Annotated in this window: 21 protein-coding genes and 1 other annotated feature; of the genes, 4 read left to right on the top strand and 17 right to left on the bottom strand. The window is 29.2% G+C overall.

Going from position 1 to position 26,037, the window contains the following annotated elements:
- Positions 1-67: 67 nt before the first annotated feature.
- From ACYUCG_RS13185 to ACYUCG_RS13165, 5 genes are all read right to left on the bottom strand, one after another.
- Positions 68-520: a NanQ anomerase/TabA/YiaL family protein gene (locus tag ACYUCG_RS13185; RefSeq protein WP_011009661.1), complete on the bottom strand. Its 453-nt coding sequence runs from the start codon at positions 518-520 to the stop codon at positions 68-70.
- A gap of 110 nt (positions 521-630) precedes the next feature.
- Entirely contained in the window at positions 631-2,148 is a 1,518-nt protein-coding gene (locus tag ACYUCG_RS13180) for a sodium:solute symporter family protein (protein ID WP_240297442.1), read from the bottom strand.
- Between the two features lie 102 nt (positions 2,149-2,250).
- A complete protein-coding gene (locus ACYUCG_RS13175; RefSeq protein WP_283703817.1) occupies positions 2,251-3,117 on the bottom strand; it encodes an N-acetylneuraminate lyase in 867 nt (288 codons plus the stop codon).
- Positions 3,118-3,153: 36 nt separating this feature from the next.
- Positions 3,154-3,819 carry an N-acetylmannosamine-6-phosphate 2-epimerase gene (locus ACYUCG_RS13170; protein WP_415319633.1) on the bottom strand — a complete coding sequence of 222 codons (666 nt, stop codon included), beginning with the start codon at positions 3,817-3,819 and terminating at the stop codon, positions 3,154-3,156.
- 284 nt (positions 3,820-4,103) lie between these two features.
- Positions 4,104-4,772, bottom strand: coding sequence for an NAD(P)H-dependent oxidoreductase (locus ACYUCG_RS13165; protein ID WP_003474207.1), 669 nt, complete (start codon positions 4,770-4,772; stop codon positions 4,104-4,106).
- A 311-nt stretch (positions 4,773-5,083) separates the two neighbouring features.
- Here ACYUCG_RS13165 and ACYUCG_RS13160 point away from each other — a divergent pair, with 311 nt between their 5' ends.
- From ACYUCG_RS13160 to ACYUCG_RS13150, 3 genes are read left to right on the top strand one after another with little or no spacing between them, the layout of a single operon-like run.
- Complete coding sequence (locus ACYUCG_RS13160; RefSeq protein WP_057230389.1) at positions 5,084-6,109, top strand: ABC transporter ATP-binding protein; 1,026 nt, start codon at positions 5,084-5,086, stop codon at positions 6,107-6,109.
- Between the two features lie 2 nt (positions 6,110-6,111).
- Entirely contained in the window at positions 6,112-6,930 is an 819-nt protein-coding gene (locus ACYUCG_RS13155; protein ID WP_060795013.1) for an ABC transporter permease, read from the top strand.
- Between the two features lie 4 nt (positions 6,931-6,934).
- On the top strand, positions 6,935-7,726 hold the full coding sequence (locus ACYUCG_RS13150; protein ID WP_060795014.1) for an ABC transporter permease: 792 nt from the start codon (positions 6,935-6,937) through the stop codon (positions 7,724-7,726).
- Positions 7,727-8,050: 324 nt separating this feature from the next.
- Here ACYUCG_RS13150 and ACYUCG_RS13145 read toward each other — a convergent pair whose 3' ends face one another.
- From ACYUCG_RS13145 to ACYUCG_RS13125, 5 genes are all read right to left on the bottom strand, one after another.
- Positions 8,051-9,025, bottom strand: a complete 975-nt coding sequence (locus tag ACYUCG_RS13145) for an alpha/beta hydrolase (protein ID WP_415319634.1) — start codon at positions 9,023-9,025, stop codon at positions 8,051-8,053.
- A gap of 349 nt (positions 9,026-9,374) precedes the next feature.
- Positions 9,375-9,830, bottom strand: a complete 456-nt coding sequence (locus ACYUCG_RS13140; protein WP_060795016.1) for an S-ribosylhomocysteine lyase — start codon at positions 9,828-9,830, stop codon at positions 9,375-9,377.
- Between the two features lie 97 nt (positions 9,831-9,927).
- Positions 9,928-10,836 carry a PLP-dependent cysteine synthase family protein gene (locus tag ACYUCG_RS13135; protein ID WP_060795017.1) on the bottom strand — a complete coding sequence of 303 codons (909 nt, stop codon included), beginning with the start codon at positions 10,834-10,836 and terminating at the stop codon, positions 9,928-9,930.
- Positions 10,823-11,977 (bottom strand): trans-sulfuration enzyme family protein, encoded by a 1,155-nt coding sequence (locus tag ACYUCG_RS13130; protein ID WP_283681708.1) that lies wholly within the window; start codon positions 11,975-11,977, stop codon positions 10,823-10,825. The genes ACYUCG_RS13135 and ACYUCG_RS13130 overlap by 14 nt, the downstream gene beginning before the upstream one ends.
- A gap of 63 nt (positions 11,978-12,040) precedes the next feature.
- Positions 12,041-12,664, bottom strand: a complete 624-nt coding sequence (locus tag ACYUCG_RS13125; protein ID WP_139932568.1) for a class I SAM-dependent methyltransferase — start codon at positions 12,662-12,664, stop codon at positions 12,041-12,043.
- A 143-nt stretch (positions 12,665-12,807) separates the two neighbouring features.
- Positions 12,808-13,046: a binding site (T-box leader), on the bottom strand.
- Positions 13,047-13,408: 362 nt separating this feature from the next.
- Here ACYUCG_RS13125 and mscL point away from each other — a divergent pair.
- Positions 13,409-13,867 (top strand): large conductance mechanosensitive channel protein MscL, encoded by a 459-nt coding sequence (mscL, locus tag ACYUCG_RS13120; protein ID WP_060795020.1) that lies wholly within the window; start codon positions 13,409-13,411, stop codon positions 13,865-13,867.
- A gap of 146 nt (positions 13,868-14,013) precedes the next feature.
- On the opposite strand, the gene colA is transcribed toward mscL, so the two are convergent.
- From colA to ACYUCG_RS13085, 7 genes are all read right to left on the bottom strand, one after another.
- Positions 14,014-17,328: a collagenase ColA gene (gene colA / locus ACYUCG_RS13115; RefSeq protein WP_460268747.1), complete on the bottom strand. Its 3,315-nt coding sequence runs from the start codon at positions 17,326-17,328 to the stop codon at positions 14,014-14,016.
- Positions 17,329-17,872: 544 nt separating this feature from the next.
- A complete protein-coding gene (locus tag ACYUCG_RS13110; RefSeq protein ID WP_060795022.1) occupies positions 17,873-18,328 on the bottom strand; it encodes an arginine repressor in 456 nt (151 codons plus the stop codon).
- Positions 18,329-18,401: 73 nt separating this feature from the next.
- On the bottom strand, positions 18,402-19,346 hold the full coding sequence (gene arcC, locus ACYUCG_RS13105) for a carbamate kinase (RefSeq protein ID WP_283681702.1): 945 nt from the start codon (positions 19,344-19,346) through the stop codon (positions 18,402-18,404).
- A gap of 58 nt (positions 19,347-19,404) precedes the next feature.
- Complete coding sequence (gene arcD, locus ACYUCG_RS13100; RefSeq protein WP_060794875.1) at positions 19,405-20,841, bottom strand: arginine-ornithine antiporter; 1,437 nt, start codon at positions 20,839-20,841, stop codon at positions 19,405-19,407.
- Positions 20,842-20,985: 144 nt separating this feature from the next.
- Positions 20,986-21,981, bottom strand: a complete 996-nt coding sequence (gene argF / locus ACYUCG_RS13095; RefSeq protein WP_060794876.1) for an ornithine carbamoyltransferase — start codon at positions 21,979-21,981, stop codon at positions 20,986-20,988.
- 107 nt (positions 21,982-22,088) lie between these two features.
- Positions 22,089-23,330 carry an arginine deiminase gene (gene arcA / locus ACYUCG_RS13090; protein ID WP_060794877.1) on the bottom strand — a complete coding sequence of 414 codons (1,242 nt, stop codon included), beginning with the start codon at positions 23,328-23,330 and terminating at the stop codon, positions 22,089-22,091.
- 541 nt (positions 23,331-23,871) lie between these two features.
- Complete coding sequence (locus ACYUCG_RS13085; protein ID WP_415319636.1) at positions 23,872-25,938, bottom strand: beta-galactosidase; 2,067 nt, start codon at positions 25,936-25,938, stop codon at positions 23,872-23,874.
- Positions 25,939-26,037: the final 99 nt, after the last annotated feature.

The raw sequence follows: 26,037 nt of genomic DNA, 5'->3' as shown, positions 1-26,037 counted from the left end.
AACCTAAATAATTCTAGCTCCTCGGTTTATTACTTTAAGTTTTGATACAACCTCATAAAATAAAATACTATAAAATTACTTTATAAATAGCTTTCTTTACATCTGAAGGCTCATTATCAGCCTTTAAACAAGTCATGTGTATATCTTCTGGATAACAGATAAGGAAATCTCCTTCTTCTAAAATAACTGTAGAATTTTCCTTGCCATCAAAAGATAAGAAATCATCTTTTTCAACAAATTCTTTAAACTCTAAATTTTCTTTAAAGTTAAGATCTATTCTTTCTCTTCCACTAAAAACCACATGAACATCTATATATTTCTTATGGCCTTCCCAAAAACGATCCTCTTTATTTTTTGTAGTGTAATTAACTCTATTAAAGAACAACTCTTCGCCTTTTATTTCATGAGTACCTGGTTCAAACTCTATTACATTATTATTTTTTGCATGTAGTAAAGCTTCCTTAACAAGTTTTGGTAGATAATCATAACTTTCTAAATTTATTAAATTGCCGAATATCATTTCATTCACCTCTAAAATATTCAATTTTAAAGTAGTGCTGATCTTCAAATAATTTTAAAACTATCTAAAAATCAACACTTACTCTAATTAAACATTATTTTTTATTTATATTAACCATTAATAACTTCATTTTTATTGTAATATACTGTTGCTTCATTTAAAGTCTTCTTATCAACTAATTGAGATTGAGTCATTAGTGAAACTATCATTCCAACTATAACTGAAACACCTATTGATATGATTGAGTATGACCAGATACTTACATCGAATCCGCCATATTTACATACTATAACAGCTATTGCTGATGCTATAAATCCAGCATATGCACCTGCTTTTGTAGCCTTTTTGAAGAATATTCCTAGTACGAAGATTCCTGCTAAAACTCCAAGAACAAGTCCCATAAATCCGTTAAACCATTCGTAAGCTGAGTTTACTCCACCATTTGCAAGGATTACTGCCATAATTATTGAAGCTATACCAACACCTAATGATATATATTGAGCAACTTTTGTTTGCTTTTCCATTGACATATCTTTTGTTATAAAGTTTTGGATATCTAAAGTCCAGCTTGTTGCAACTGAGTTTAATCCAGTTGAAAGTGTTGATTGAGCTGCTGCATATATAGCTGCTAAAACTATACCTGTTATACCAACTGGTAATTGGAATGCTATATATGATGCAAAAATTTGGTCTTGTTGAGCAGTTTGTAATAACTGTGGATTTTGATTATAGAAAACATATAAAGCTGTTCCTATTAAATAGAATACAGTTGCTACAAATAATGATAATACTAAGTTACCATAAGTCATTTTCTTTAATTGTTTTATATCTGTAGTAGTAGTAAACCTTTGCACTATATCCTGACTTGAGATATATGATGAGAAAGTATTTAATCCTCCTCCAACTATTAATAGGAATACACTTGTTTTAAATATGTTTGCATTGAATATTGGCTCTTGTGAAGATAGGAATTTTCCTCCTTCAGTTAATTCATGCATAATAGATCCAAATCCACCATTGATTGTTGAAATTAAGAATATTAATGAAAAAACGATACCTGCTATAAGTACACAACCTTGAATGAAGTCTGTCCATAAAACTGACTTTAATCCACCTGTGTATGAGTAAATTATTGCTATTACGCCCATTGCTACTATAAGTAAATAAACATTTATTCCTGTAAGATTTGCTAATACCATTGATGGTAAATACATTATGATTGCCATACGTCCTATTTGATAAATGATGAACATTATAGCTCCAAGAATTCTAAGCCCTTTATCTTTATATCTTATTTCTAGATATTCGTAAGCTGTATCTATATCTAGTCTACTATAAACTGGTAAGAAAAATCTTATTGTAAGAGGTACTGCTACAAACATACCAAGTTGAGCAAACCACATTATCCAAGTTCCCTTATAAGAGTTACCAGCTAGTGATAAGAATGAAATTGGACTTAATAAAGTTGCAAATATAGAAACTGAGGTAACCCACCAAGGGATAGTTCCGTCACCTCTGAAGAACTCTTTACCTTTCATTTCCTTCTTAGAGAACTTTAACCCTGCGTAAAGAACAGCTCCTAAGTAAACAACTAGTACAACTAAATCAAACTTCGTAAACCCTTGCATACCAATTCTCCCCTCTTAAATTTTTTATGTAGGCTAACTTTTTAAGTTAGCCTACTATTTCATTTCTCTTAAAAACTCACTATACTTTAAAACTTTTCATTATTAGAAATATTTTTTATTAATTTCCTTAGCTTTTGAAATCATTTCTTCAGTAGCTTCTTTCATAGGTTGTCTGCAATATCCTGCATCAACACCTTGCTCTTGAAGAATTAATTTAATTGTTTGGTAAAGACCATTATTTAAGATATCAGTTATTAAATCATTAGTTACATGTTGAACTTCTAAAGCTGTTTCAATATCACCTTTTTGAGCTGCTTCAAAGATTTGTCTTGCTCTAACACCGTTTACGTTGAATGTTGATCCTATAGCTCCATCAACACCAAGTACTGTAGCTGGTAACATCATTTCATCGAATCCAGCAAATATTAATTTATCTGGGAATGCTTTTCTCATACGTTCTAATAAGTAGAAGTCTGCTGCTGTGAATTTAACACCGATAATCTTATCGTTTTCAAAAAGTTCAGCAAATTGCTCTATTGACATATTTACTCCTGTTAAGAAAGGAATTGAGTAAATTATAAGTTTATTGTCAACAGAATTTATTATTGTTTCATAGTAATGTTTTATTTCATTAAAATCGAATTTATAGTAGAATGGTGTAACTGCTGATATTGCATCATATCCTAAATCTGTAGTAAATTTAGCTAACTCTACAGCTTCTTTTAAATTAACTGATCCTACTTGAGCTATTAATTTAACTTGTCCTTTTGCTTCGTCCATAGCAATTTCAAATATTCTTTTCTTTTCGTCAGTTGAAAGCATGAAGTTTTCTCCAGTACTTCCTCCTACATAAAGCCCGTCTATTTTACATACATCAATATTGTGTCTGATTATTTCTCTTAAACCTTTCTCATTGATGTTTCCATCCTTGTCAAATGAAACTAATAATGCTGAATAAATACCTTTCATTGTTTTTCTCCTCCCAAAATCCTTTAAATATTTGATTTATTTTAAAATATCAGTAAATCTCTTAGTTATTTGTTGTGGTCTTGTTATAGCTCCTCCAACCACTGCTGAATATGCACCTAAATCAAGTGCTTTCTTTAGTTCTTCTGGAGTGTTTATTCTTCCTTCACAAATAACTGGAATTTTTACCTTTTTTACTAACTCTTCTAAAAGTTCAAAGTCAACACTGTTACTTTGCTTAGAATATGGTGTATATCCTGAAAGTGTTGTGGATACACAATCAAATCCTAATTTTTCTGCCTCAATACCCTCTTCTAAAGTTGATATATCAGCCATTGCTAATCTTTCTTTTGCGTGAATAGCATCAACTAAATCCTTTACATTTTCACCATTAGGTCTTTTTCTTTTTGTAGCATCTAATGCTATCATCTCACAATCTGTTTTTAAAAGCTCGTCCACTTCCTTCATAGTTGGAGTTATATAAATTTCTGAATCATCGTAATTTCTTTTTATTATTCCAATGACAGGAAGCTTAGTAACTTCTTTTATTTCATTAATATCATCAACGCCTTGTGCTCTTATAGCCGCTGCTCCACCTTGCTTAGCTGCTATTGCCATCCTTCCCATAATAAAAGAACTATGCAAAGGTTCATCTGATAAAGCTTGGCAAGAAACTATTAAATTTCCTTTTACCACGTCTAACATTTTATCACCTTTTTCTGAAAATTATTTTCTTTATGTTTTTATTGTAATCCTTTTCCCACAAAATTTCAATACTTTTTGAAAATATTTTTCTATTTTATGGTTCTTAGTTTTTCCAAATATGCCTACAACCTATGTTTCAAGCCATTTTTATTCATATTTTTTTCACTTTTATTCTTATAATTTTTGTTTTTGAAAATTTATTTCATAAAAAAAGAGCATGTATCAAAATATTTTTTATTAATATATATTGATACAGCTCATTTTAATTTAGAAAATTATATACTTTATTCTACCCATTGAATTACTTCACTTTTTGGAAGTCTTGATTTCTTTCTATTAGGCTCTTCTTTTCTATATCCAAAGGCTATTAAATATGTTAATTCATATTTTTCTTTATCTAAAAGCCCTTTTTTAACTAATATTTCCTCTACCTTTTCTTTATCAAATCCCTCAATAGCACATGAATCTATTTCTCTCATAGCAGCTGCTGTCATCATATTTCCTAATGCTATATAAGTTTGTCTTTTTGACCATTCAAGTAATTTTTCATTTGTTTCATCAGCTTCTAACTTTCCAACTTGGAAGTTTTTTAATACATCTTTTATTCCTTCAAAAAATTCTTCTGAAACCCCTTTTGTATTAATCCAAAGGTTTCTAATATAATCTGAATCATATTTAACTTCACTTCCTGCCTTTGTTAAAGCAATTACAATATGACTTGTTGTTGAAGCTTGTCTTTGAAATCCCCAAGATACTTCTGAAATTTCTTTAATTAATTCTTTATTTTCTACAATAAGAAACTTCCAAGGCTCTAATCCAAATGAACTTGGAGATAATCTAGCTGTTTCTGCAATCATCTCCATATCTTCTTTAGGTATTATTTCTCCTGTAAATTCCTTTGTAGCAAATCTAAAATTAAAAATATCTATAATATCTTTTCTATCCAATTTCATTACTGTATCCTCCTATTCATGTTGATTTATTATTTTTATGTAATATTATTATTTTCTAATCATTAAGATATTATTATTTTATTTATTATACCACAATTCTTATCGATTTACTCAGGTATATAATTTAAATATATACTATCTAAATCATAGTGTATTTCTATTTAAATATCTTTAAATTCCAATTGTAATTTTATTGAAAAAGAACTAAAATATAATAAGTATCATTGGTTAATCGTATTCAAAAGAAAAATATTTCGCTTTTAATCAATATGCTAAAGGGAATTATTGAGAAATTTTTAGGAGGTGATTTTTTGATAAAAGTTGAAAATTTAACTAAAGAATTTAAAATTCGAAAAAAAGAAAGTGGACTTAAAGGAGCCTTTAAATCACTTTTTACCAATGATTTTGATTTAAAAACTGCAGTATCAGATATTTCCTTTGAAATTGACAGTGGAGAAATCGTAGGTTATATAGGCTCTAATGGTGCTGGAAAATCCACAACCATTAAGATGATGACAGGAATACTAACCCCATCCTCTGGTCAAGTATTAGTAAATGGACGAGTTCCTTATAAGGAAAGAGAAAAAAATGCTAAAGATATTGGCGTTGTTTTTGGTCAAAGGACTCAACTTTGGTGGGACTTAGCTCTATCAGAGACCTTTACAATATTAAAAGACATTTACTCTATTCCAGATGAAGTATACGAAAAAAACATGAACTTCTTAAATAAGGTTTTAGATTTAGAAGAATTCATGACAAGACCTGTTAGAACCCTTTCTCTTGGACAAAGGATGAGAGGAGATTTAGCTGCCTCTTTGATACATAATCCTAAAATACTATATCTAGACGAGCCTACCATTGGACTTGATGTAGTTGTAAAAGAAAAAGTAAGGACAGCCATAAAAGAAATAAATAAAGAATTTGGAACAACTGTCATACTAACTACTCACGATTTAAGTGATATTGAAGAATTATGTGAAAGAATAATCATCATAGATAAAGGTACTAAGATATATGATGGAAGTTTAGATGACATTAAGAAAAAATATGGTTATATGACAACCTTAGAAATTCAAAGTAAGAAAGATTTTAAGACCTTGCTAAACATTAAGGAAATTTTAAAATCAGAAAACAATATACCTATTGAAACCTTCTCTAGTGATGATTTAAGTGAACATATTGAATCTGGAAAGCTTATTATAAACTTTAATAAAAATAAAATAAGCTCTTCTAAAATCCTCTCAAAGGTTATGGAAAAGGTTGATGTTTTAGACTTCTTATTAAGAGAAAGTAGCATTGAAGATATAATTAAAAAAATCTATAGAAATGAGGTGTAGCTATGGATTTCTTTAAAACAATACGAGTTTATAGTTCCTTTGCTAAAGGTACTTTTAAAGCTCTTTCATCTTATAAAGCCAATCTACTTATGGGGCTAATAGGACAATTAATTATGATAAGTGTTACTTATTTTCTTTGGATAGCTATTTACAGTAGCTCTCAAGAAGGAATTATGAATGGATTTACCCTAAAGGAAATGCTTACTTATGTTATGATTACACTTTTAATCGGAATCGTTACCAGTAATGATATAAGCCGAGAAATATCCTTTGAGGTTAGAGATGGATCAATTTCTACAAATCTGATTAAACCTATAAATTATAGGCTTAGAATAATTTTTATAGGAATAGGAAATTTTATATTTTTCTTTTTAACACTATTTTTGCCTGGTGCAATTTTAATTAGCGCTTACGCAATATATAATGGAATAAATATTAACTTAGCTTCAATATTTATATTTTTAATTAGTATTATTTTAGGATGTTTAATCAATATTTATTACTCTTATATTTTTGGACTACTATCTTTTAAGTTTTATAACATATGGGGAATAAGTCAAATTGCTAGAGCTATTATAATGCTTGTTTCAGGAGCCATGATTCCACTTACATTCTTCCCTGAAATAGTTCAAAAGTTATTTAACTTCTTACCATTTAGTTCAATTATATATACTCCAGCTATGATTTATCTTAACAAATTAAGTTACGTTGAAATAGCTAAATCCCTTGGATTACAACTTATATGGGTAGTAATTCTTATGATATTATCTAAAATTATGTGGAATAAAGTAATTGATAAATTAACTATTCAAGGAGGTTAGAATTATGAAAAGATACGCTAGAATATATGTGCAATTTTTGAAGCAATACCTAAAGACATTACTTGAATATAAAGAGGATTTTATATACGGTATTTTAGGATTTTTTCTAGTTCAAGCTACCTCTATAATTTTTATTTCTCTTATATTTAGTAATATACCCACCCTTTCTGGATGGAGTTTTTACGAAATAATCTTTATATATGGATTTTCTCAAATTCCAAGAGGAATTGATCACATATTTACTGATTATTTATGGATTTTTTCTGGTAGAAGTATAGTTCGTGGAGAGTTTGATAGATATTTATTAAGACCTTTAAATCCACTATTTCAAGTAATAGCTGAAAGATTTCAACCTGATGGCTTTGGAGAGCTTGTTGTTGGAATTATACTTGTTGTTTATTCTGCAATAAAGCTTAGTGTAAATATTACTCCCCTTTGGATTATAGGCTTTATAATTGCTGTTATAGGAGGAACTTTAATATATACAGGAATTAAGCTTGCCACAGCATCAATATCATTTTGGACTAAAACAAGCTTTAGACATGTTCAAATGGCCTATGGATTAAGTGATTTTTCTAAGTATCCTATAAGTATTTACCCAGGTGCTATAAAATTCTTATTAACATTTATAATTCCCTTTGCTTTTACAGGATACTACCCTGGAACATATCTACTTGGTAAGGAAAGCTTCTTCATGGGAGTTATACTAACTTTAATAGTAGGTATCTTAGCAATAGTTGTATCATATATGATATGGCTTAGAGGGGTTTCCTCTTATGAAAGTTCTGGAAACTAAAGATACTAAGCTATCTCTTAACATATATGTCTATAAGTGTTATCCTTAGCCGTGAGGTAAAGTAAATATACTAAACTATATGTAACTATAAGCTATTCTAGGTAGTCAATAATTTAATACAGAACTTAAAAAACCTCAAAATAAATTTTAAAAGATAATTTCTGTCCCTACTTCAATAAATATAAAAAGTACCTTTAATAAAATTATCTTTTAGTATTTATATAATAAAAAGAGGCTTACCTTAAAGCATGCTATGTGCTATAAGGTAAGCCTCCCTTTTTATCCATGTTCTAAGTAAATTTTAATTCTATGTTAAAATCAAAATCAATTACTACTTTTACTATTATAGTTTAAAAATTTAATTACACTTTTAAAGGTTTCTCTTGATTCTAGAATTGAAAATTTGAATTGATATTCATGCCAAAGACCTTTATTTTCAAAAAATCTTGAAAACACATTAACTCCTAAAGCTCTTAAAGAAGATGCTAACTCTTTTCCTTGATATAAAAAGGGATCAATATCTCCGACAGTTATAAAGGTACTTGGATAATTAGTGGTTATATTTTTAATAGTAGCTAGCTCATCTATTCTTTTATATTTTTCAAAATTGCTTTCTCCAGTTAATGCTTCCATATAAGTTTTTATACCTGGAAACTCAGTTGATCTAAGAGTGTCCATATTATATAATCCACAAAATAATATTACTCCCTTTAAAAACTTATTTGTTATACTTGGTTTTAAATTCATTTTCTTAGATAGTTCTCCATTACTTATAATTGCAGCTAACTGACTAGCCATCTGAGCTCCAGCAGAATCTCCTCCAATAAAAATATTCTCCCTATCCCCATTAAAGTTCTCTGCATTTTCAAAAACATACTTTAAAGCTTCATTACATTGAATTATTTGACTTGGATATTTATACTTTGGTGCTAAGGCATAATCTATGTTAAACACAACAAAACCTTTATTAGCCAAGGTCATCATATAATTCTTAACAGTCTCCTTACTATTAGCTATATATCCCCCACCATGTATCCACATTAATATTGGCGCCTTTTTATTAAGATTCTTAGGATAATATATGTCTAACTTATTCCCCTCTAAAATTGATGATTCATAAGCTATATCTTTCTCTATTACTAGGTTACTAACTATCTCATCAAAGTTCTTTGGCTTTGGAAAAACCCCTAATTGAAAAACTGCTTTATAAATTTTACATGCTAAATTGCATTTAGCTACTTTTTCTAAAATTCCTGATAATAAATCTATAGTCCCTACATATAATTTTTTAAACCACATGCTAATCACCTTCTTAAGTCTCTTTTTCCCTTATAATATATTTAGCTTCCTAATAAAATACATATTTATTGTATTACATAATCAATTAATTTAAAATTTTCATTTTTACTCTTTTATCATCTTAAAGACAAAATAACTTTTATTTGTTTAGTAAAAAACTTAAAACATTTCAACTTAATTATAAAAAACTATATGTAACATAAATAATAATAAATAACTTTAGATTATAAATAGTAATTACTTAAATAATTAATATTTTTACTTATAGAAGATTCTAACATTTATAAAAGGCTATATCAAAACAATTTAGTAGTTTTAATATAGCCCTTTAAATTTAAAAATATTATGTTTACTCTACATAAAATTTATCACTTATTCCATTTTCTAAAACTTGTTTTGCATGACTCTTAGCTAACTCTAGTGAATGTAACTTTGCACTTCCACATTGTAATTCATTTGCTGCTGGTATTTCTTCTTGCTCTAAAACCTTAGATAGTGAATACTCTAAAGCTTCTATAATATCTTTAACATCAATATCTCCAAAACTAGTTAAATAAAAACCTGTTTTGCATCCCATTGGTGATATGTCTATTACATCATCTAATTTTTCTCTCATAAAACCTGCTAAAAAATGTTCTAATGTATGTATTCCCTTATCACTTAAAAGTTCTTTATTAGGTTGTACAAATCTCAAATCAAACTTTGAAACTATATCTCCTTTAGGCCCAATCTTTATACCTGCTTTTCTTACATATGGTGCCTTAACCTTTGTATGATCTAATTCAAAACTTTCAACTTTAACCACTTAACACATCTCCTTTAAACTATTATATAAATATTATCCGTTTATATTTTTACTTATTTTATTAAACAATTTAAAATTCTATTTTCTTTAATATCCATTAAAAAAGATCTGTACTAAAATACCTATCTCCTCTATCTGGAAATATTGTTACTATATTGCCCTTCTCTATTTTCTCAGCTAACTTTAAGGCTGCTGCAAATGCTGCTCCTGAAGATGAACCAACTATTAATCCTTCTTTTTTAGCTAATAATTTTACTGCATCAAAAGCTTCCTCATCATTTACTTTTATAACATCATCTACTAAGCTCATATCCATAGTTTCTGGAATAAAATTGTTTCCTATTCCTTCTATTTTATAAGTTCCACATTGTCCACCACCAATAATAGAACCTACTGGATCAGCTAATATTCCCTTTACTTCTAAAATATTTTCTTTTAAGAATTTTAATACACCAGAAATTGTTCCTCCGCTTCCTGCTCCAGCAACAAAATAATCAATTTGTCCATCTAATCCATCATATAATTCTCTACCAGTAGTCTCGTAATGAGCTAATGGATTTGCCTCATTTTTGAATTGATTTAATGATAATGAATTAGGAATCTCACTTAATAATGAATTTGCTAAATTTATAGCACCTTCCATCCCCTCTTCTTTAGGAGTATTTATTATTTCAGCACCTAAAGCTTTCATTATCTTTTGCTTCTCTATAGAAAATTTATCAGGAACTATAAATATTATTTTATAACCCTTATTAATAGCTGCCAAAGCTATACCAATGCCTGTATTTCCAGCCGTAGCCTCTATAATAGTGCTTCCAGATTTAAGTTTTCCTTCTTTCTCAGCTTTTTCTAACATATATATTCCAACTCTATCTTTACAACTTCCCCCTGGACTATTACCTTCTATTTTGGCATAAATATTTACTCCTTCTTTGGTACTTATATTATTTAGTTTTAATATTGGAGTATTTCCTATTAAATCTCTTATATCATTATAATATTTCATTTTTATCACCAGCCTTTACTAAAGCTTGTTGTATATCTTCTAAAATATCCTCTTTATCTTCTATACCAACTGAAATTCTTATTAACCTATCTGTTATTCCTATACGTTCTCTAAGTTCTAATGGCATAGCTGCATGAGTCATAGAAGCTGGGTGACATGCCAAAGACTCCACTCCACCTAAGCTTTCCCCAAAGGTTATAAGTTCTAAACTATTAAAGAACTTCTCATAATTATATTTCTTATTTAAAGTGAAAGAGATTATTCCACCAAAACCTGAAGCTTGTTTCTTTTGTATGTCATGTCCAATATGAGTTTTAAGTCCTGGATAATATACATTATCTATCCCCTCTAAATCACCTAACTTTTCAGCTATAAAATTAGCATTTAATTCATGTCTATCCATTCTTACTGATAAAGTTTTGATTCCTCTTATTAGTAAGAAGCTATCAAAAGGTTGAAGTATTCCACCAGTAGAGTTTTGTATAAAGTGTATTTTCTCTCCAAGCTCTTCATCTTTCACAACTACAAGCCCAGCAACTAAATCACTGTGCCCCCCAAGATATTTAGTTGCTGAATGAATAACTATATCTGCCCCAAGATTTAATGGATTTTGAAAATATGGAGTCATAAATGTGTTATCTACTATTGTTAATAAATTATACTTTTTAGCTTTATCTGATGTTATTTTTATATCTATAACATCTAACAGAGGGTTTGTAGGTGTTTCTATATAAATAGCTTTAACACTCTCGTCAATTTTTTCTTCAATATTTTTAAAGTCATCAATTATTTCATATCCTATCCCAAAGTTAGAGAATATCTTATCAATTACTCTAAATGTTCCACCATAAAGATTATTAGTAATTAACAATTTATCTCCACTTTTAAATAAACTTAATACTGCAGTAATTGCTGCAAGGCCTGATGCAAAGGCAAACCCTCTTTTTCCATATTCTATATCCGCAATTAACTTTTCTAATGATTCCCTAGTTGGATTTCCTGTTCTTGAATATTCATATCCACTATTTTCCCCAAAAGATCTTTGCTTGTATGTGGATGTTTGATATATTGGAATATTTACTGCCCCAGTTTTTTCATCTATACTTATGCCCCCATGTATTAATAAAGAATTCTTCTTCATAACTACATCTCCTTTTATTTATTGCTCTAAATAATATATTTAAATTAATTTTTTCACATACCACTATTTTTTAGCTATTGCCATAAAAATACCTGGTTCTATCACTTCCCCAAAGGATGATTCTCCACGAGCAACTAATCCTGTATTTTTTATACTTATATTCTTAAATCCCGCTTTTTCAAACCAATTTATTAATTGATCATAGTTAAAACCTAACCAAATATCAAACATTTCCTCTCTAGCCCACTCTCCCTTGTGTTCTAACACATCAGTTATGACCACTTTGCCATTAGGCTTTAATACTCTATTCATTTCCTTAATAGCTTTATCAGGATTAGCTACATGGTGTAATGCCATATTCATAAAAATTAAATCTATGGAATCATCAAAGAGTGGAAGATTCTCAAGTTCTCCTTTTATGGGATAAATATTATTTATCTCATTTTCCTTGGCAGAACTATATAATTCTTTTAGCATGTTCTTAGATGAATCCAAAGAAAAAACTATATTAGCTTTCTTTGCAATACCAAGACTTATAAAACCTGTACCTGCTCCTAAATCAGCAATAACTTTATTGCTAATATCTACAGAGTTTATTGCCATTTCTCTTAATTCATCCTTAAAATAGTCTACTCTCATTTTATTCCATTCTTTAGCTATGGAATTAAAATATTTTACTGAATTCATTTTATTAGCCCCCTAATTAAAATTTAAATAAACTATAATTTTTTAAATTGATTAATTTTCAAATAATGTAATAGAATATATTTGCATTAAAACAACTATATAAAGCAAATTTAAAATAAAAAAACCTCGTCTCTATAAAAATCTATAGAGACGAGGTAACTCGCGGTTCCACTCTAATTCAGATATAAAAGATATACCTGCACTCAAAATTTAGCACTAACATGCCTAATCACTATAACGGGTGATCCCGGAGAACCCTACTAAAAATTTCGGATTTCTGCTCCAAAGTGCACTTCACATTTCTTCTAAATAGAAAACTCTCACCATCATTTTCCTCTCTGTAATTTTCCAAAATGCTACTTTACTTTTTCAATGCATTTATATCCTAGTAATTCTATCTGAAAACTAGCAATTTTTATTAAATTTTAATATAATTCATATTAAAAATCAATACCTTTTTGAATTTATTTTTAAAAATTCATTAACTTTCTTAAAATAAAACCTCTTATGTATAGATTTTTTATTATTACACAATATAAATTCTATATTTAATACTTTCTATAATCACTCTTTTAAACTAAGTTAACATAAATTATTATTAATTGACTTCCTATACCAATATCTGTTACAATTTGTTTATTATTTTAATAAAAATTTTTATTTTTAGATATGGAATATTAATAAATAATTTGTATTAAATTAGTTCTTATAAACTTATATTAAAATTTAAAAGGAGGAAATAAGATGTGGAAAGAATTTAAAGAGTTCGCCATGAAAGGAAATGTAATAGACCTAGCTATTGGTGTTGTTATAGGTGGTGCTTTCGGAAAAATTGTAACTTCATTAGTAAATGATATTATAATGCCAGTAGTTGGTAGCTTAGTTGGAAAAGTTGATTTTTCTAACTTATACATAAACTTAAGTGGACAACAATTTAACTCATTACAAGAAGCTCAAGCTGCTGGTGCTGCTACTATAAATTACGGACTATTTTTAAATAACTTAATTAACTTCTTAATAATAGCATTTTCTATATTTATAGTGATAAAACAAATAAATAAGCTTAAAAACTTCACTATGAAAAAAGAAGAAGTTAAAGTTGAAGCTACAGAAAAAGATTGTCCTTATTGCTATACTAAAATAGACATAAAAGCTACTAGATGTCCTCATTGTACATCTGTTTTAGAAGAAGCTACTAATTAATCTTCATAAAAATACATAAAACTTATTTTAAATAAAATTTAAGGCTGTACCATCCCTCTTAAACATAGAAATTATAAACAATAGTTTTATAAATTCTATATTTGAGCTTTGATACAGCCTCTATTTATACTATTTTAAGTATTTTTTTATTTATTTTGTAAGTTCACTGTGTAATTTCCAGTGCCTGAGCTTTCAAATTGATAAACACATAAGTAATATTTACCTGGATTTAACTTACAAGTGTTACTTAATTTATTTCCATCTTCATTAGCGTAATCTACATAATTGCTTAAATCATCAGCTGAATATAATAACCAGTTCATTTTTATATTGTCTGAGTTTTCAACCACTATGTTTAAGTCACTTGGATTTTGTATGTCTATGCTATAAATATCCTTAAGATCATGATTACTTAATGTTCCAAGTATTTTGCTATTACTATCTACCTTCATAGCTTTATCAAAATCATTGTTATTTTCAACTTCTTTTATAGCATCCTTTTCTGTTTCTTTAACTTCATTTTTAAGGTTTCCTTTTACATTTACTGTGTAAGCTCCTGATTGATTATCATAAGTATATACACTTAAATAGTATCTTCCAGGTTCTAAAGTCTTTTCACCCTTTAATTCTGTTCCATCATTTCTAGTTGCATATAAAACATAATTGTTTAGGTCTCCCTCTTTATAAAGTGTCCAAGTTATTCCTACTGAATTTAAATTATTAAGAGTGATTCTAACATTGCCTCTTTTAGCTACATCGAAATAATATTTATCTGAATAATCCTCTTCTGACAAAGTACCCTTAACTAACATATTAGATTTAGCTATTTGGTTAGCCTTTTCAAAATCATTGTTAGGCTCGCTTTCATTTATAACTTCAACAGGTTTATCTTCTACTACTTTTATCTTTTTACTTTCAGTATTTATTCCACCGTTATTATCTGTAACTGTTAATTTTACTTCATATTCTCCAGTTTTATTATACTTATGAGTGGATTTAGCCTCATTAGATTTTTCTCCATCTCCAAAGTCCCATTCATAAGCTTTGATTTCACCATCTTCATCTTTTGACTCTGTTCCATCAAAGTTTATTTCTTCTTCAACTATTACTGAAGAATCAGATTTTATAACAGCCTTAGGCTCTTTATTAACATGAACATCAGTATTTGTATCTGTATTCATTCCATGGAATACAACATCGTAAACATAGTTACCATTTTCATCTACTTTATGGTTTACAAAGTATGCAGTAACTGTTTTATAACCATTCCAGCTCTTTTTAGATAATTCTTTTAATATATCATTTAACTTAGAATTCATATCTTTCCAGTCATTTTCTTCCCCTTGACTTCTTACCCCTATATATGTTCCTCTCATATCGTAAGTAGTAAAGAATTGAGACTTTTCAACATTACTAGAAAGATCATTTATATTTGAAACTTCTTTTATGTCCTTAGTTATTTCATTTATGTCCTTAGCTTCATGTCCATTTACATACTCATCTGAAACTAAAGGAACATCTAAGTTATCAATATTGTTTATTAAAGAATCCATATAATCTTGATATCTATCATTTAAACCGTAATCACTACTCATTGATGCAATATAATCTTTATAACCAGATATATCATTATTCTTTATGTAATTTGTCATCTTATTAAACATTCCCATGTTATTGTTGTACATGTAGTTTGATAGAGCAAATCCATAATTATAGAAATCCCATGAGCCATATTTAGCATGTAATACACCATATAAAGACATTCTATTATTTCTATCGTAAGCTAATCCTTGTGTAACTGATTTTCTTGGTTTTATTCCATCAGTTCTAGTTGAACCTGCAAAGAACTCTGCTGTTCCTTCTTCATACCAAGTTAAAACTCCCTCTTGATAGAATTCTCCCTGTCCCCACATTCCTGGAACTACATATCTACCTTGAAGATAGTGAGTAAATTCATGACGGAATAATTCTTCTAATGTATATATACTTTCCTCTGGTGTTCTTTCATAAGTAAAGAAAGTTCCTATGTTTTCAATATATATACCACCATTATCAGTGCTAAATCCATTTATTATACGATTTAATTTATACTCTTCTGGTGAGTTATAAATAACAACAGTTAAAACATCATCTGGATTCCCCTCTTCTAAAGCCTTATCATTTTGAACTACTCTCATGAATTGAGCCTTAACTTCCTTTGAAGCCCAGTATAATCTTTTTATTTTCTCTTCTGTTACTTTATCACCAGCTTTTACTACAAATTTGCCATCATCAAAAGTGTATGTTTTTGGAAGATATTTTTCCCTTGCATCTGCTTTTATCTTATTGAAATCTATATCATTTCCTGATGAATCTTTACCACCAAAATTTAGATCTAAATCATTGGCAGCTTCAATATATTGATATGATAAATAAGGATACTCCTTCATAGCTCTTTCTAAAGCTTCTTGAGATATTGATGGGTCTTTTCTAAACTTACCCATTCTACCTGTGTAATATAAGGCATTGTTCACAAGCCAAGAATTATCATTATTTAACTTATCACCTATTGTACATAAACTTTCTAATCTTTCCATATATGGATCTATTCTATTATAGAACTCAGTGTTTTTAGCATCATATCCCTTAGTATTGTATATTACTGAATTAGTATAATAATCAATACCTTTCATAAGGTTGAATACTGCATTTCCCTTGCTATAGTTAGAACCATATTGATCTATGTTATCTTTAAAATCACTTAAAACATATATGCAATTATTGATAACTTCTGGATCTGCTGAAGTATTCCCTATAAGTCTTCCTAAAGCCTCAATAACTCCATCTTGCTCTTTTGTTCCTAATCTAAAATTACTATTATATTGAATCGCTTTCATAGCTGGTAAACACTCATTTTTTAACTGTGGTGTATTTAGGTATGATAATTGTTTATTATAAAATCCTAAATAATATCCAGCTCTTAAAAATTCAACTAAAGTTGGAATTCCCTTATCATCATCTGCTGTATAAGTTCTTCCACTATCCTCTAGACCATATATTATAGCTTGTACACGATCTCTATCACTAAAGAAGGTATATGAACCATCATTAAAATTAAATAAATCTGGTACGTTTTCATAACTTATTGTTTTTATTAATTCAACTAGATCACTATAATTCATTCTATTAAGTTCATCGAATGTATAAATCTTGTTGTTTCTTGCTCTTGATGGAGCAATACTAGGTCCTAATGGTCTATTATTGTCTGTAGCTACCTCATTATTTAATTCTGTTTTAGAAATCTGATCAGCATTAATTTCTCTAGTAATCTGTCCATTATTACTATTCTCTACCTTTTTATCAGCTGCAAGTACTTTAAATGAGCTATTAAATAAAATAAATGCTGCTAAAGTAAAAGTAGCTGACCATCTTTCAACTAACTTCAGTTTCGTTAGCTCTCCCCTTTTTAAGTTTTTTTTCATGTTTAAATGCCTCCTATATCTTAAATAATATTTATATAAATAAAACTTTGCTTATTTAAGCTGAAGTTTTCTTATATACATAATTTAAAATAACCTTACACATTTAAAAATCATTCACCATTTGTTATTAATTTAGTAACTTTTTTAAGTATAACATAAAATTTGTAATTTTTTATATTTAATTTCTAAATAATCCTATTATTTTTTGTTTTTTATATTTATTTTTTTAATATATTAATAACCCAAATTAAATGTATAATTATTCCAGTTAATTAAATAAAAAAATATTACGGTGATCCAATGTATTTTATTGGCAACTCAGTAAATTACACCATTCACCGTAATATTAAAAAGGTATTTTTTAGGTAATTGTTTAAGACTTTTTCTAAGCTAAAATACATTTATATTTCTTAATACTATTGAGCGCTAAAAAATATAAAATATTTTAGTCCATGAATTTTTTCGTATAATGATTAATTATACAATGCAACATTTAAGCTATTAATATTTATTTTTAACTCTTTATAGAGTTAATTGCTTTTAATTAAACTCTCAAGGAATCTAACTCTTTGAATATCTGTTGAGTAGCATTAACACTTCTACATAAAACTAAGATATGATTTTTTTTTGCTACTGTTCCAGCTATTCTTCCATCACCAAGCCTGTCTATAAACTCTCCAATCAAACTAGCCATACCATCTAAAGTATTAACTGATATAAAATATTCTTGCATAGATATGCTTCTTACAGAACTCTTAAATATACTTTTAAACTTTTTAATAAACTTATCTTCCTTTGTAACTATATATCTATGCTCATGATTTTTAAAACTTTTTCTAATTATATTCATCTCATGAAGATCTCTTGACAAAGTGGCTTGAGTTACATTTATTCCGCATTCTTTTAACTCAATTATTAATTCTTCTTGTTTACAGATACATTTGCTCTCTATTATATCTAATATTACTTCATGTCTTAAAGATTTCTCTAAATTACTCATAATATCTCCTTTGCTACCCTTTAACCCTGTATGTATGCTATATAAACAATGAAATTAATATATATGGGCAATTTTATTTAACTATTTTTGTTCCTGATTCTCCTCTTAAAGCAGCTTTAGCATTAGTTAAAGATGCAATTATAGCTACCTTTTTGTCTCCACTTAATACAAACTTCTTACAAGCTTCAACCTTTGGAAGCATACTTCCTGGTGCAAATTGACCTTCTTCTATATATCTATCTACTTCTTCTAAATTGATTTCTTTTAAAGCCTTTTGATCTGGCTTATTGAAGTTTACACAAACTCTATCAACTGCTGTTAATATTAATAATGCATCTGCATCTAATATTTCAGCTAATTTTTCAGCGGCAAAGTCTTTATCTATAACTGCTGGAACTCCTTCTAGTCTATCTCCATCCTCTACTACAGGGATTCCACCTCCTCCGCAAGCGATTACAATGAAACCACTATCTACCATAGTTTTTATAGCTTCTTTTTCTACTATATCTACTGGTTTTGGTGAAGCTACTACTCTTCTGTATCCTCTACCAGCATCTTCTTTCATAGTATATCCTTTATCTTTTTCTAACTTTTCCGCTTCCTCTTTTGTATAGAAAGAACCTATTGGTTTAGTTGGATTTTTAAAACCAGGATCATTTTTGTCAACTATTACTTGAGTTGTAATTGTATCTACTGATTTTTTTATTCCTCTTTTTAATAGTTCTTCTCTAATTGTGTTTTGAAGATGATAACCGATATAACCTTCTGAAAAAGCACCAACTACATCAAATGGGAATAATGGGTTTCCATTGTCAACTTGATGTGCTAATTCAATACTAGCTAATATTTGTCCAACTTGAGGACCATTTCCATGTACTATTGATACTTCATGTCCATCTTCTATTAAATCAGCTACTGAAACAGCTGTTTGTCTACATGTTTCTAATTGACCTTCTGCACTTTTATCCTTTGAATCCTTTTGTAATGCGTTTCCGCCTAATGCTAAAACAATTTTCATTACTTTTTCCTCCTAAATTCTCTCAATTTAACCTTTAAGTTTTAAATTTATTTTATCTCTAAATAGTTATTGTTCCGTTAAATAACATTACTATTGCTATGATTGCTATAACCAAAACAATTATTGCTAGTATTTTTTCTTTTCCTACAAATACTTCGCCATCTTTATTATTCTGTTTCTTACCAATGTAGAAGAATATAATTCCTACTGCATATAATATGAAACATAATAATAAATATTTAAGTCCTGCTGCATAGCATAGCCATATAGCGTAAACAGTTGCTATCCCACCAAAGATTTTATCTCTAGTTCTTCCTGTAGGATCTTTATCGTAAGTTTCACCTGTTAGTGCTAACTTAAATCCATACATAGCACTTAAAAGATATGGTACCAATATAGCTGTACTAGCTACAGAGTACAAAGCTTGATAAGTACTACTTGCTACTAAAGTTAATATTAAAAATGCTTGTACTAATAAATTAGTTATTATTAATGAACCACTTGGTGTTCCCTTTTTATTTAATTTAGCAAATACTTTAGGTAATACCCCATCCTTTGCTGCTACATAAGGAATTTCTGCTGCAAGTAATGCCCATCCAAGAAGTGATCCAAATAATGAAATTATCAATCCTAAATTTATAAGAACTGCTCCCCATTTACCAACTGCAAATTCAAGAACATATGCCATTGATGGGTTTTCAAGACCTGAAAGTTTAACTCTGTCCATAACTCCAAGTGCCATTAATGTTATTAACATATATATTATTAATGTTCCTATAAGACCAAGTACTGTTGCCTTACCTACATCGCTTTGTTTCTTAGCTCTTCCTGAAACAACTACAGCTCCCTCAATTCCTATAAAGCACCATAATGTTACTAGCATAGTACTCTTTACCTGTGTTACAATTCCGCCTAAATCACTTGTACCCCAAAATTGGAAAGTAAATTTATCAAAATTAAACATAAATAATGAGATAACTATAAATAAGAATATTGGAACCAACTTAGCTATAGTAGTTATAAGATTTATAAGTGCTGCTCCACTTACCCCATTTAATATTAGTAATGTAAATGCCCAAAGTAATACTGATGCACCAATAATAGATGCTACGTTATTTCCTGCACCAAACATAGGTAGGAAATAACCTACTGCTCCAAATAGAAGTACTGAATAAGATACATTTCCTATCCATGCACTTAACCAATATCCCCAAGCTGAATTAAATCCTATGTATTCTCCAAACCCTGCTTTCGCATAGCTATAAACACCACCTGTTAATTCAGGCTTTCTGTTAGCTAATGATTGATAAACAAATGCTAAAGCTATCATACCAATACCTGTTATAATCCATCCTATTATAACCGCTCCAGTACCAGCTCCCCTTGCCATATCTGATGGAAGGTTGAAAGCTCCGCCACCAATCATAGAACCAACTATTAAGGCTGCTAATTGAGCAAATCCTAATTTTTTTGGTTCATTATGTTGCTCTGCCATATAACTTCACCCACTTTCATATTATTAAAAACAGGGCAGCATTTATAATACAATGAAAGGAAAATTCAGTTATTAAAATTAAATAATTTAAATGCTAATTATTCCTTAGATGATATTATAAATACAGCCCCTTAAGAAAATTTATTATCTTCCAGCAGTTGCTACCATTACTGCTTTGATTGTATGCATTCTGTTTTCAGCTTCATCAAATACAACTGAATTTTTACTTCTAAATACTTCATCTTCAACTTCTCTTATATCAAGACCTAATCTATCCATCATATCTTTACATACTTCTGTATCTTCATCATGGAATGATGGTAGGCAGTGCATGAATAAAGTATTCTTATTTCCTGTTTTATTCATCATTTCTCTAGTAACTTTGTATGGAGTTAATAATTTAACTCTTTCTGGATATAAGCTTTCATCTTCACCCATTGATACCCAGATATCAGTGTAGATAACATCTGCACCCTTAACTGCTTCATCAACATTTGAACTAAATTCTATAGTTGCACCAGTTTCTTTTGAGTATTCTTGCATTTCTTTAAGAATATCTTCATCTGGTTTTAAGCTATCTGGTCCAAGAGCTACAAAGTGCATTCCCATTTTAGCTGCACCATACATTAATGCATAACTCATGTTATTTCTTGTATCACCAGTAAATACTAATTTGATTTCACTTAATGGTTTATGTGCATGTTCTTCTATTGTTAAGAAGTCTGCTAATATTTGAGTTGGATGGTCAGCGTCAGTTAATCCATTCCATACTGGAACACCTGCATGTTTAGCTAATTCTTCAACAGTTGATTGTTTGAATCCTCTAAATTCAATACCATCATACATTCTTCCAAGAACCTTAGCAGTGTCTTCTATTGATTCTTTTTTACCCATTTGTGAGTTAGTTAAGAATGTTACATGAGCACCTTCTTCAGCAGCTCCACATTCAAAAGCACATCTTGTTCTAGTTGAAGTTTTTTCAAATAGTAAAACTACATTTTTACCTTTTAAGCTATCTCCTAATATTCCAGCTCTCTTTTTAGCCTTTAAATCATGAGAAAGATCTAATAAATATCTGATTTCTGATGGTGTAAAGTCTTTTAATGTTAAAAAGCTTCTTCCTTTTAAGTTAACTGCCATTTTGAATTCCTCCTAATATTAAATATTCTTATATACATTCTTTTGTAGGTATGAGAATATTAACTTTTTTTAAATTTCTAATAGTAAATTGCCAATTAAATATTATTTTATAAATCTTCTCTTATTAGAGGCATTGACATACATCTAGGGCCCCCTCTACCTCTTGATAATTCAGATGAAGGTATAACATGTAACTTAATTCCTTTCTTTTCTAAGATTTCATTAGTTACATAGTTTCTTGAATAAACTACAACCTCTCCTGGAGCAATAGCAAGTGTATTTGAACCATCATTCCATTGTTCTCTAGCAGCTATTATTTCATCTCCGCCACCACATTTTATTAACTCAATATCTCTCTTTAAGTATTTCTTTAGTATATTTTCTAAAGTATCACATTCTTCAACTGCAATTAGTTGTCCATCATTTTCTGGATCTTTAGTTATGGCATAAACTTCTAAAGGTCCTACTATGCCAGGGTGAACTGTAAACTTATCATAATCAACTTGAGTAAATACTGTATCTAAATGCATAAATGCTCTTGATACTGGTATTTTAAATGCTAATACAGTTTTAAAACTTGTATCTGGATAGTAAAGTAACTTTCTAGCTAATTTTTCAACTGATTTTGAATCAGTTCTTTGTGATATACCAACTGCTAAAATTTCTTTTGAAAGTATTAATTCATCTCCACCTTCAAGAGAAGTTTTATCATCTCTATTGAACCAGAATGGAATATCCTTTCCTTCAAATCTTGGATGATGTCTAAATATGTATTTAGCAAATATTGTTTCTCTATTTCTTGTATCTGTTCTCATATGGTTTAATGTAATACCATGTCCAATTGTTGCAAATGGATCTCTTGTAAAATAAAGATTTGGCATTGGATCACATACAAATGGATATACATTATTTACTTGGTCATATAATGATTCTCTGTGGTAATCCTTAAGTTCTTCCTTTCTTACACCAGCCATCATCTTATCAACCATTGCTTTATTATCACTAAATGAGTTGAAGTATTGAATTAATGCTTCTTTTAATCTTTCGCTTTCAACTCCAGCCTCATCAATAAATTCACTTATAAATTGTTGTTTAACCTCATCACTAGTTCCTATTGCCTCAGCAGCAAGAACTTCTAAATAAAGCACTTCTACTCCTGCTTCTCTTAAAGTTTGTGCAAAAGCGTCGTGTTCTTCTCTTGCAACTTTTAAGTATGGAATGTCATCAAATAGTAATCTATCTAATAGATCTGGTGTTAAGTTTTCAATTTCTTCTCCAGGTCTATGTAGTAGAACTGTTTTTAATCTTCCTATTTCAGAAGTAACGTTTAATGCTCTGTCATCTCTCATAATATACCCTTCCTCCTTTTAACTTTTAGGATTTTGTAGGTCGTTGTCCTTCCTACACCTATGTTATACACCCCTAACAAAACGATTTCAAACCATATTTTGGAAATTATTGTATATAATTTTTTATTTTTATTCAGAAAAAATACTATCTAATAAACCGGTTAATCAAGCAAATTTTGTAAAATCCATATATTGCAATAAATATTAATAATTACTTTTTATTGAATATATTATGTATAATCAATGAATAATATTTTAAAAAAAATTTAATGTTATGGTGTTTTTCTATGAAAATTAGCTTTAAATTCAATAAAAATATTTTAAAATCTTATTGCTTTTTCTATAAATTCTTGTCTTATAAATAATAAAAATCTATAATTCTTTAGTTTAATCTCTGCTAAAAAAACTATTTATAAAATAAAAACAGGCAAGTTTTCACTTGCCTGTCTCATATAAAAAATTCAATTTTGACTAAAAGTATTCAGCATTACTTTTTATCTTATTAACCTATTAAACTAACTATAAGTTAATAATACTTCAATTATCTTCTAACTATTCTAACTCCATAAGGTTCTATTTCCATTTCCTTAGTTACCTTTTCACCAGTTAACATATTTGTTAAATCAAGATCCTTAATGTCTATTGTTTTTTCTTCTGATGAGAAGTTCATTAAGAATACAAACTCGTTATTTTCATCCATACGAACTTGAGCATTAATTCCCTTTGGTAAGTCAATTTCTATAGCTCTCTTTAAAGTTAACTTCTTAGCTAAGCTTGAGTAGAAATCTGATAAAAACTCATCATTATTTCTAAATGCTATATAGTAAGCTTGTCCCTCTCCAAAGTTGTTACAAGTTAAAGCTGGCATTCCTTTGTAGAAGTCTGTTTTATATGTTGCAAGAACTTCAGCTCCTTCTGAGTGAATTAAGTCACAGAATATTCTAGCTTCATATTCACCTTTCATTCCTAAGCTATTTCCCTCTTCAATAGAAACATAGTTTACATCTTCATCATAAAGTGCATCTAATTCTTCTGCCCAAATTCCTGTAACTTTCTTTAATGGGCCAGGGAATCCTCCTAAGAAGCAAAGATCATTCTCATCAACAATACCACTCCAGTAAGTTGTTACTAAAGTTCCTCCATTATTTACGAATTCCTCTAATCTTTCTCCAACACCTGGTCTTACCATATAAAGCATTGGTGCTACAACCACCTTATATTTTGAAAAATCACAATCCATGTTTATAACATCTGTTGGAATTGACATATCCCAGAAAGCTTTGTAGTGTTTTTGACAAGTTTCAAAGTAATCCTTTTGCTCTATTCTAGGACCTTGAGCATCATTTATTGCCCAGTAGTTTTCCCAATCGTAAATAACAGCTACTTGTGGTTCTACAGAAGTTCCTATTACGTCATCAAGTTTTGATAGAATTTCTCCAACCTTAGTTACATCTCTAAATACTCTTGTATTTTCATGTCCACAGTGATCAACAATAGCTCCATGGAATTTTTCTGATGATCCTCTACTTTTTCTCCATTGGAAATATTGAACTGTATCTGAACCATGTGCTACAGCTTGAAGAGAAGATAAAACGTGCATTCCTGGACGTCTAAGTTTTGCAACTGGTTGCCAGTTTGTTGAACTTGGTGAACTTTCCATCATCATAAATGGCTTACCATTTAAAATAGCTCTATTTAAGTCATGAACAAATCCAATTCTACTACCTTCATGGTCATCTGTTCTTTCACCATGCCAGTAAGGATAGTTATCCCATGATACAACATCTAAGTAAGGAGCAAATTTCCAGTAATCTATTCCTCTAAATAATGAAATATAGTCATGGAAGTTAGTAGTTACAGGAATATCTGGTGTGATTTCCTTTAATATGCTTCTTTCATGCTTGTAATAATCTAAAGTTTGGTGAGTAACAAATCTCATCCAATCTAAGTTTAATCCATGAAGAGCTGGTTCTCCATGAGGAGCTGGTGCCTCTATTTCATCAAAGGAAGCATATGTATGGCTCCAGAACTTAGTCCACCAAGCTTTATTTAATTTATTTATATCATTATCATATTTCTCTCTTAAGAAATCTCTAAAAGCTTGTTCACATAAAGGACAATAACATTGACCTTCAAACTCATTTGAAATGTGCCATAAAATTAAAGCTGGATGATCTTTATATCTTTCTGCTAATAATCTGTCTATTATAGCAATTTTCTCTCTATATATAGGAGATGTGTAGCAATGGTTATGACGCTCTCCATATAAGTTTCTTACTCTGTTTGGAGCAACTCTTAAAGTTTCTGGATACTTGTGAGCCATCCATATTGGTTTAGCTCCACTTGGTGTAGCAAGTATTACGTGGTTTCCATTCTTATGCATTAAATCCATGATTTCATCTAACCATTCAAAGTTAAACTTACCTTCTTCAGGTTCTAACATTGTCCATGAGAATATTCCTACAGCTACAACATTTGTATGAGAAAGCTTCATTAATCTAACATCTTCTCCCCATATGTTAGGCATATCAATCCATTGTTCTGGATTGTAGTCTGCTCCATGAAGCATTTTTGTTATTTTAGAACTTATTGGTCCATAATTTTTCAAAATAATCCCTCCATTTTACCAAGTTAATCATTTTCTTCTCTTATTAATCTATAAAGTAAATTGTGTATTTCTAAATAAGTTTATAGTTATAGGAATAAG

Source organism: Clostridium sp. CTA-17, assembly GCF_054767895.1.
This window is presented reverse-complemented; position numbering and strand designations above follow the sequence as displayed.

Excerpts from the sequence above, each read along its gene's own strand:
- ACYUCG_RS13180 (WP_240297442.1), bottom strand. The coding sequence starts at position 2,148 with ATGCAAGGGTTTACGAAGTTTGATTTAGTTGTACTAGTTGTTTACTTA.
- ACYUCG_RS13145 (WP_415319634.1), bottom strand. The coding sequence starts at position 9,025 with ATGTGGTTTAAAAAATTATATGTAGGGACTATAGATTTATTATCAGGA.
- mscL (WP_060795020.1), top strand. The coding sequence starts at position 13,409 with ATGTGGAAAGAATTTAAAGAGTTCGCCATGAAAGGAAATGTAATAGAC.
- ACYUCG_RS13150 (WP_060795014.1), top strand. The coding sequence starts at position 6,935 with ATGAAAAGATACGCTAGAATATATGTGCAATTTTTGAAGCAATACCTA.
- ACYUCG_RS13155 (WP_060795013.1), top strand. The coding sequence starts at position 6,112 with ATGGATTTCTTTAAAACAATACGAGTTTATAGTTCCTTTGCTAAAGGT.
- ACYUCG_RS13170 (WP_415319633.1), bottom strand. The coding sequence starts at position 3,819 with ATGTTAGACGTGGTAAAAGGAAATTTAATAGTTTCTTGCCAAGCTTTA.
- colA (WP_460268747.1), bottom strand. The coding sequence starts at position 17,328 with ATGAAAAAAAACTTAAAAAGGGGAGAGCTAACGAAACTGAAGTTAGTT.
- ACYUCG_RS13110 (WP_060795022.1), bottom strand. The coding sequence starts at position 18,328 with ATGAGTAATTTAGAGAAATCTTTAAGACATGAAGTAATATTAGATATA.
- ACYUCG_RS13130 (WP_283681708.1), bottom strand. The coding sequence starts at position 11,977 with ATGAAGAAGAATTCTTTATTAATACATGGGGGCATAAGTATAGATGAA.
- arcC (WP_283681702.1), bottom strand. The coding sequence starts at position 19,346 with ATGAAAATTGTTTTAGCATTAGGCGGAAACGCATTACAAAAGGATTCA.
- arcA (WP_060794877.1), bottom strand. The coding sequence starts at position 23,330 with ATGAGAGATGACAGAGCATTAAACGTTACTTCTGAAATAGGAAGATTA.
- ACYUCG_RS13165 (WP_003474207.1), bottom strand. The coding sequence starts at position 4,772 with ATGAAATTGGATAGAAAAGATATTATAGATATTTTTAATTTTAGATTT.
- argF (WP_060794876.1), bottom strand. The coding sequence starts at position 21,981 with ATGGCAGTTAACTTAAAAGGAAGAAGCTTTTTAACATTAAAAGACTTT.
- ACYUCG_RS13175 (WP_283703817.1), bottom strand. The coding sequence starts at position 3,117 with ATGAAAGGTATTTATTCAGCATTATTAGTTTCATTTGACAAGGATGGA.
- ACYUCG_RS13125 (WP_139932568.1), bottom strand. The coding sequence starts at position 12,664 with ATGAATTCAGTAAAATATTTTAATTCCATAGCTAAAGAATGGAATAAA.
- ACYUCG_RS13185 (WP_011009661.1), bottom strand. The coding sequence starts at position 520 with ATGATATTCGGCAATTTAATAAATTTAGAAAGTTATGATTATCTACCA.
- ACYUCG_RS13135 (WP_060795017.1), bottom strand. The coding sequence starts at position 10,836 with ATGAAATATTATAATGATATAAGAGATTTAATAGGAAATACTCCAATA.
- arcD (WP_060794875.1), bottom strand. The coding sequence starts at position 20,841 with ATGGCAGAGCAACATAATGAACCAAAAAAATTAGGATTTGCTCAATTA.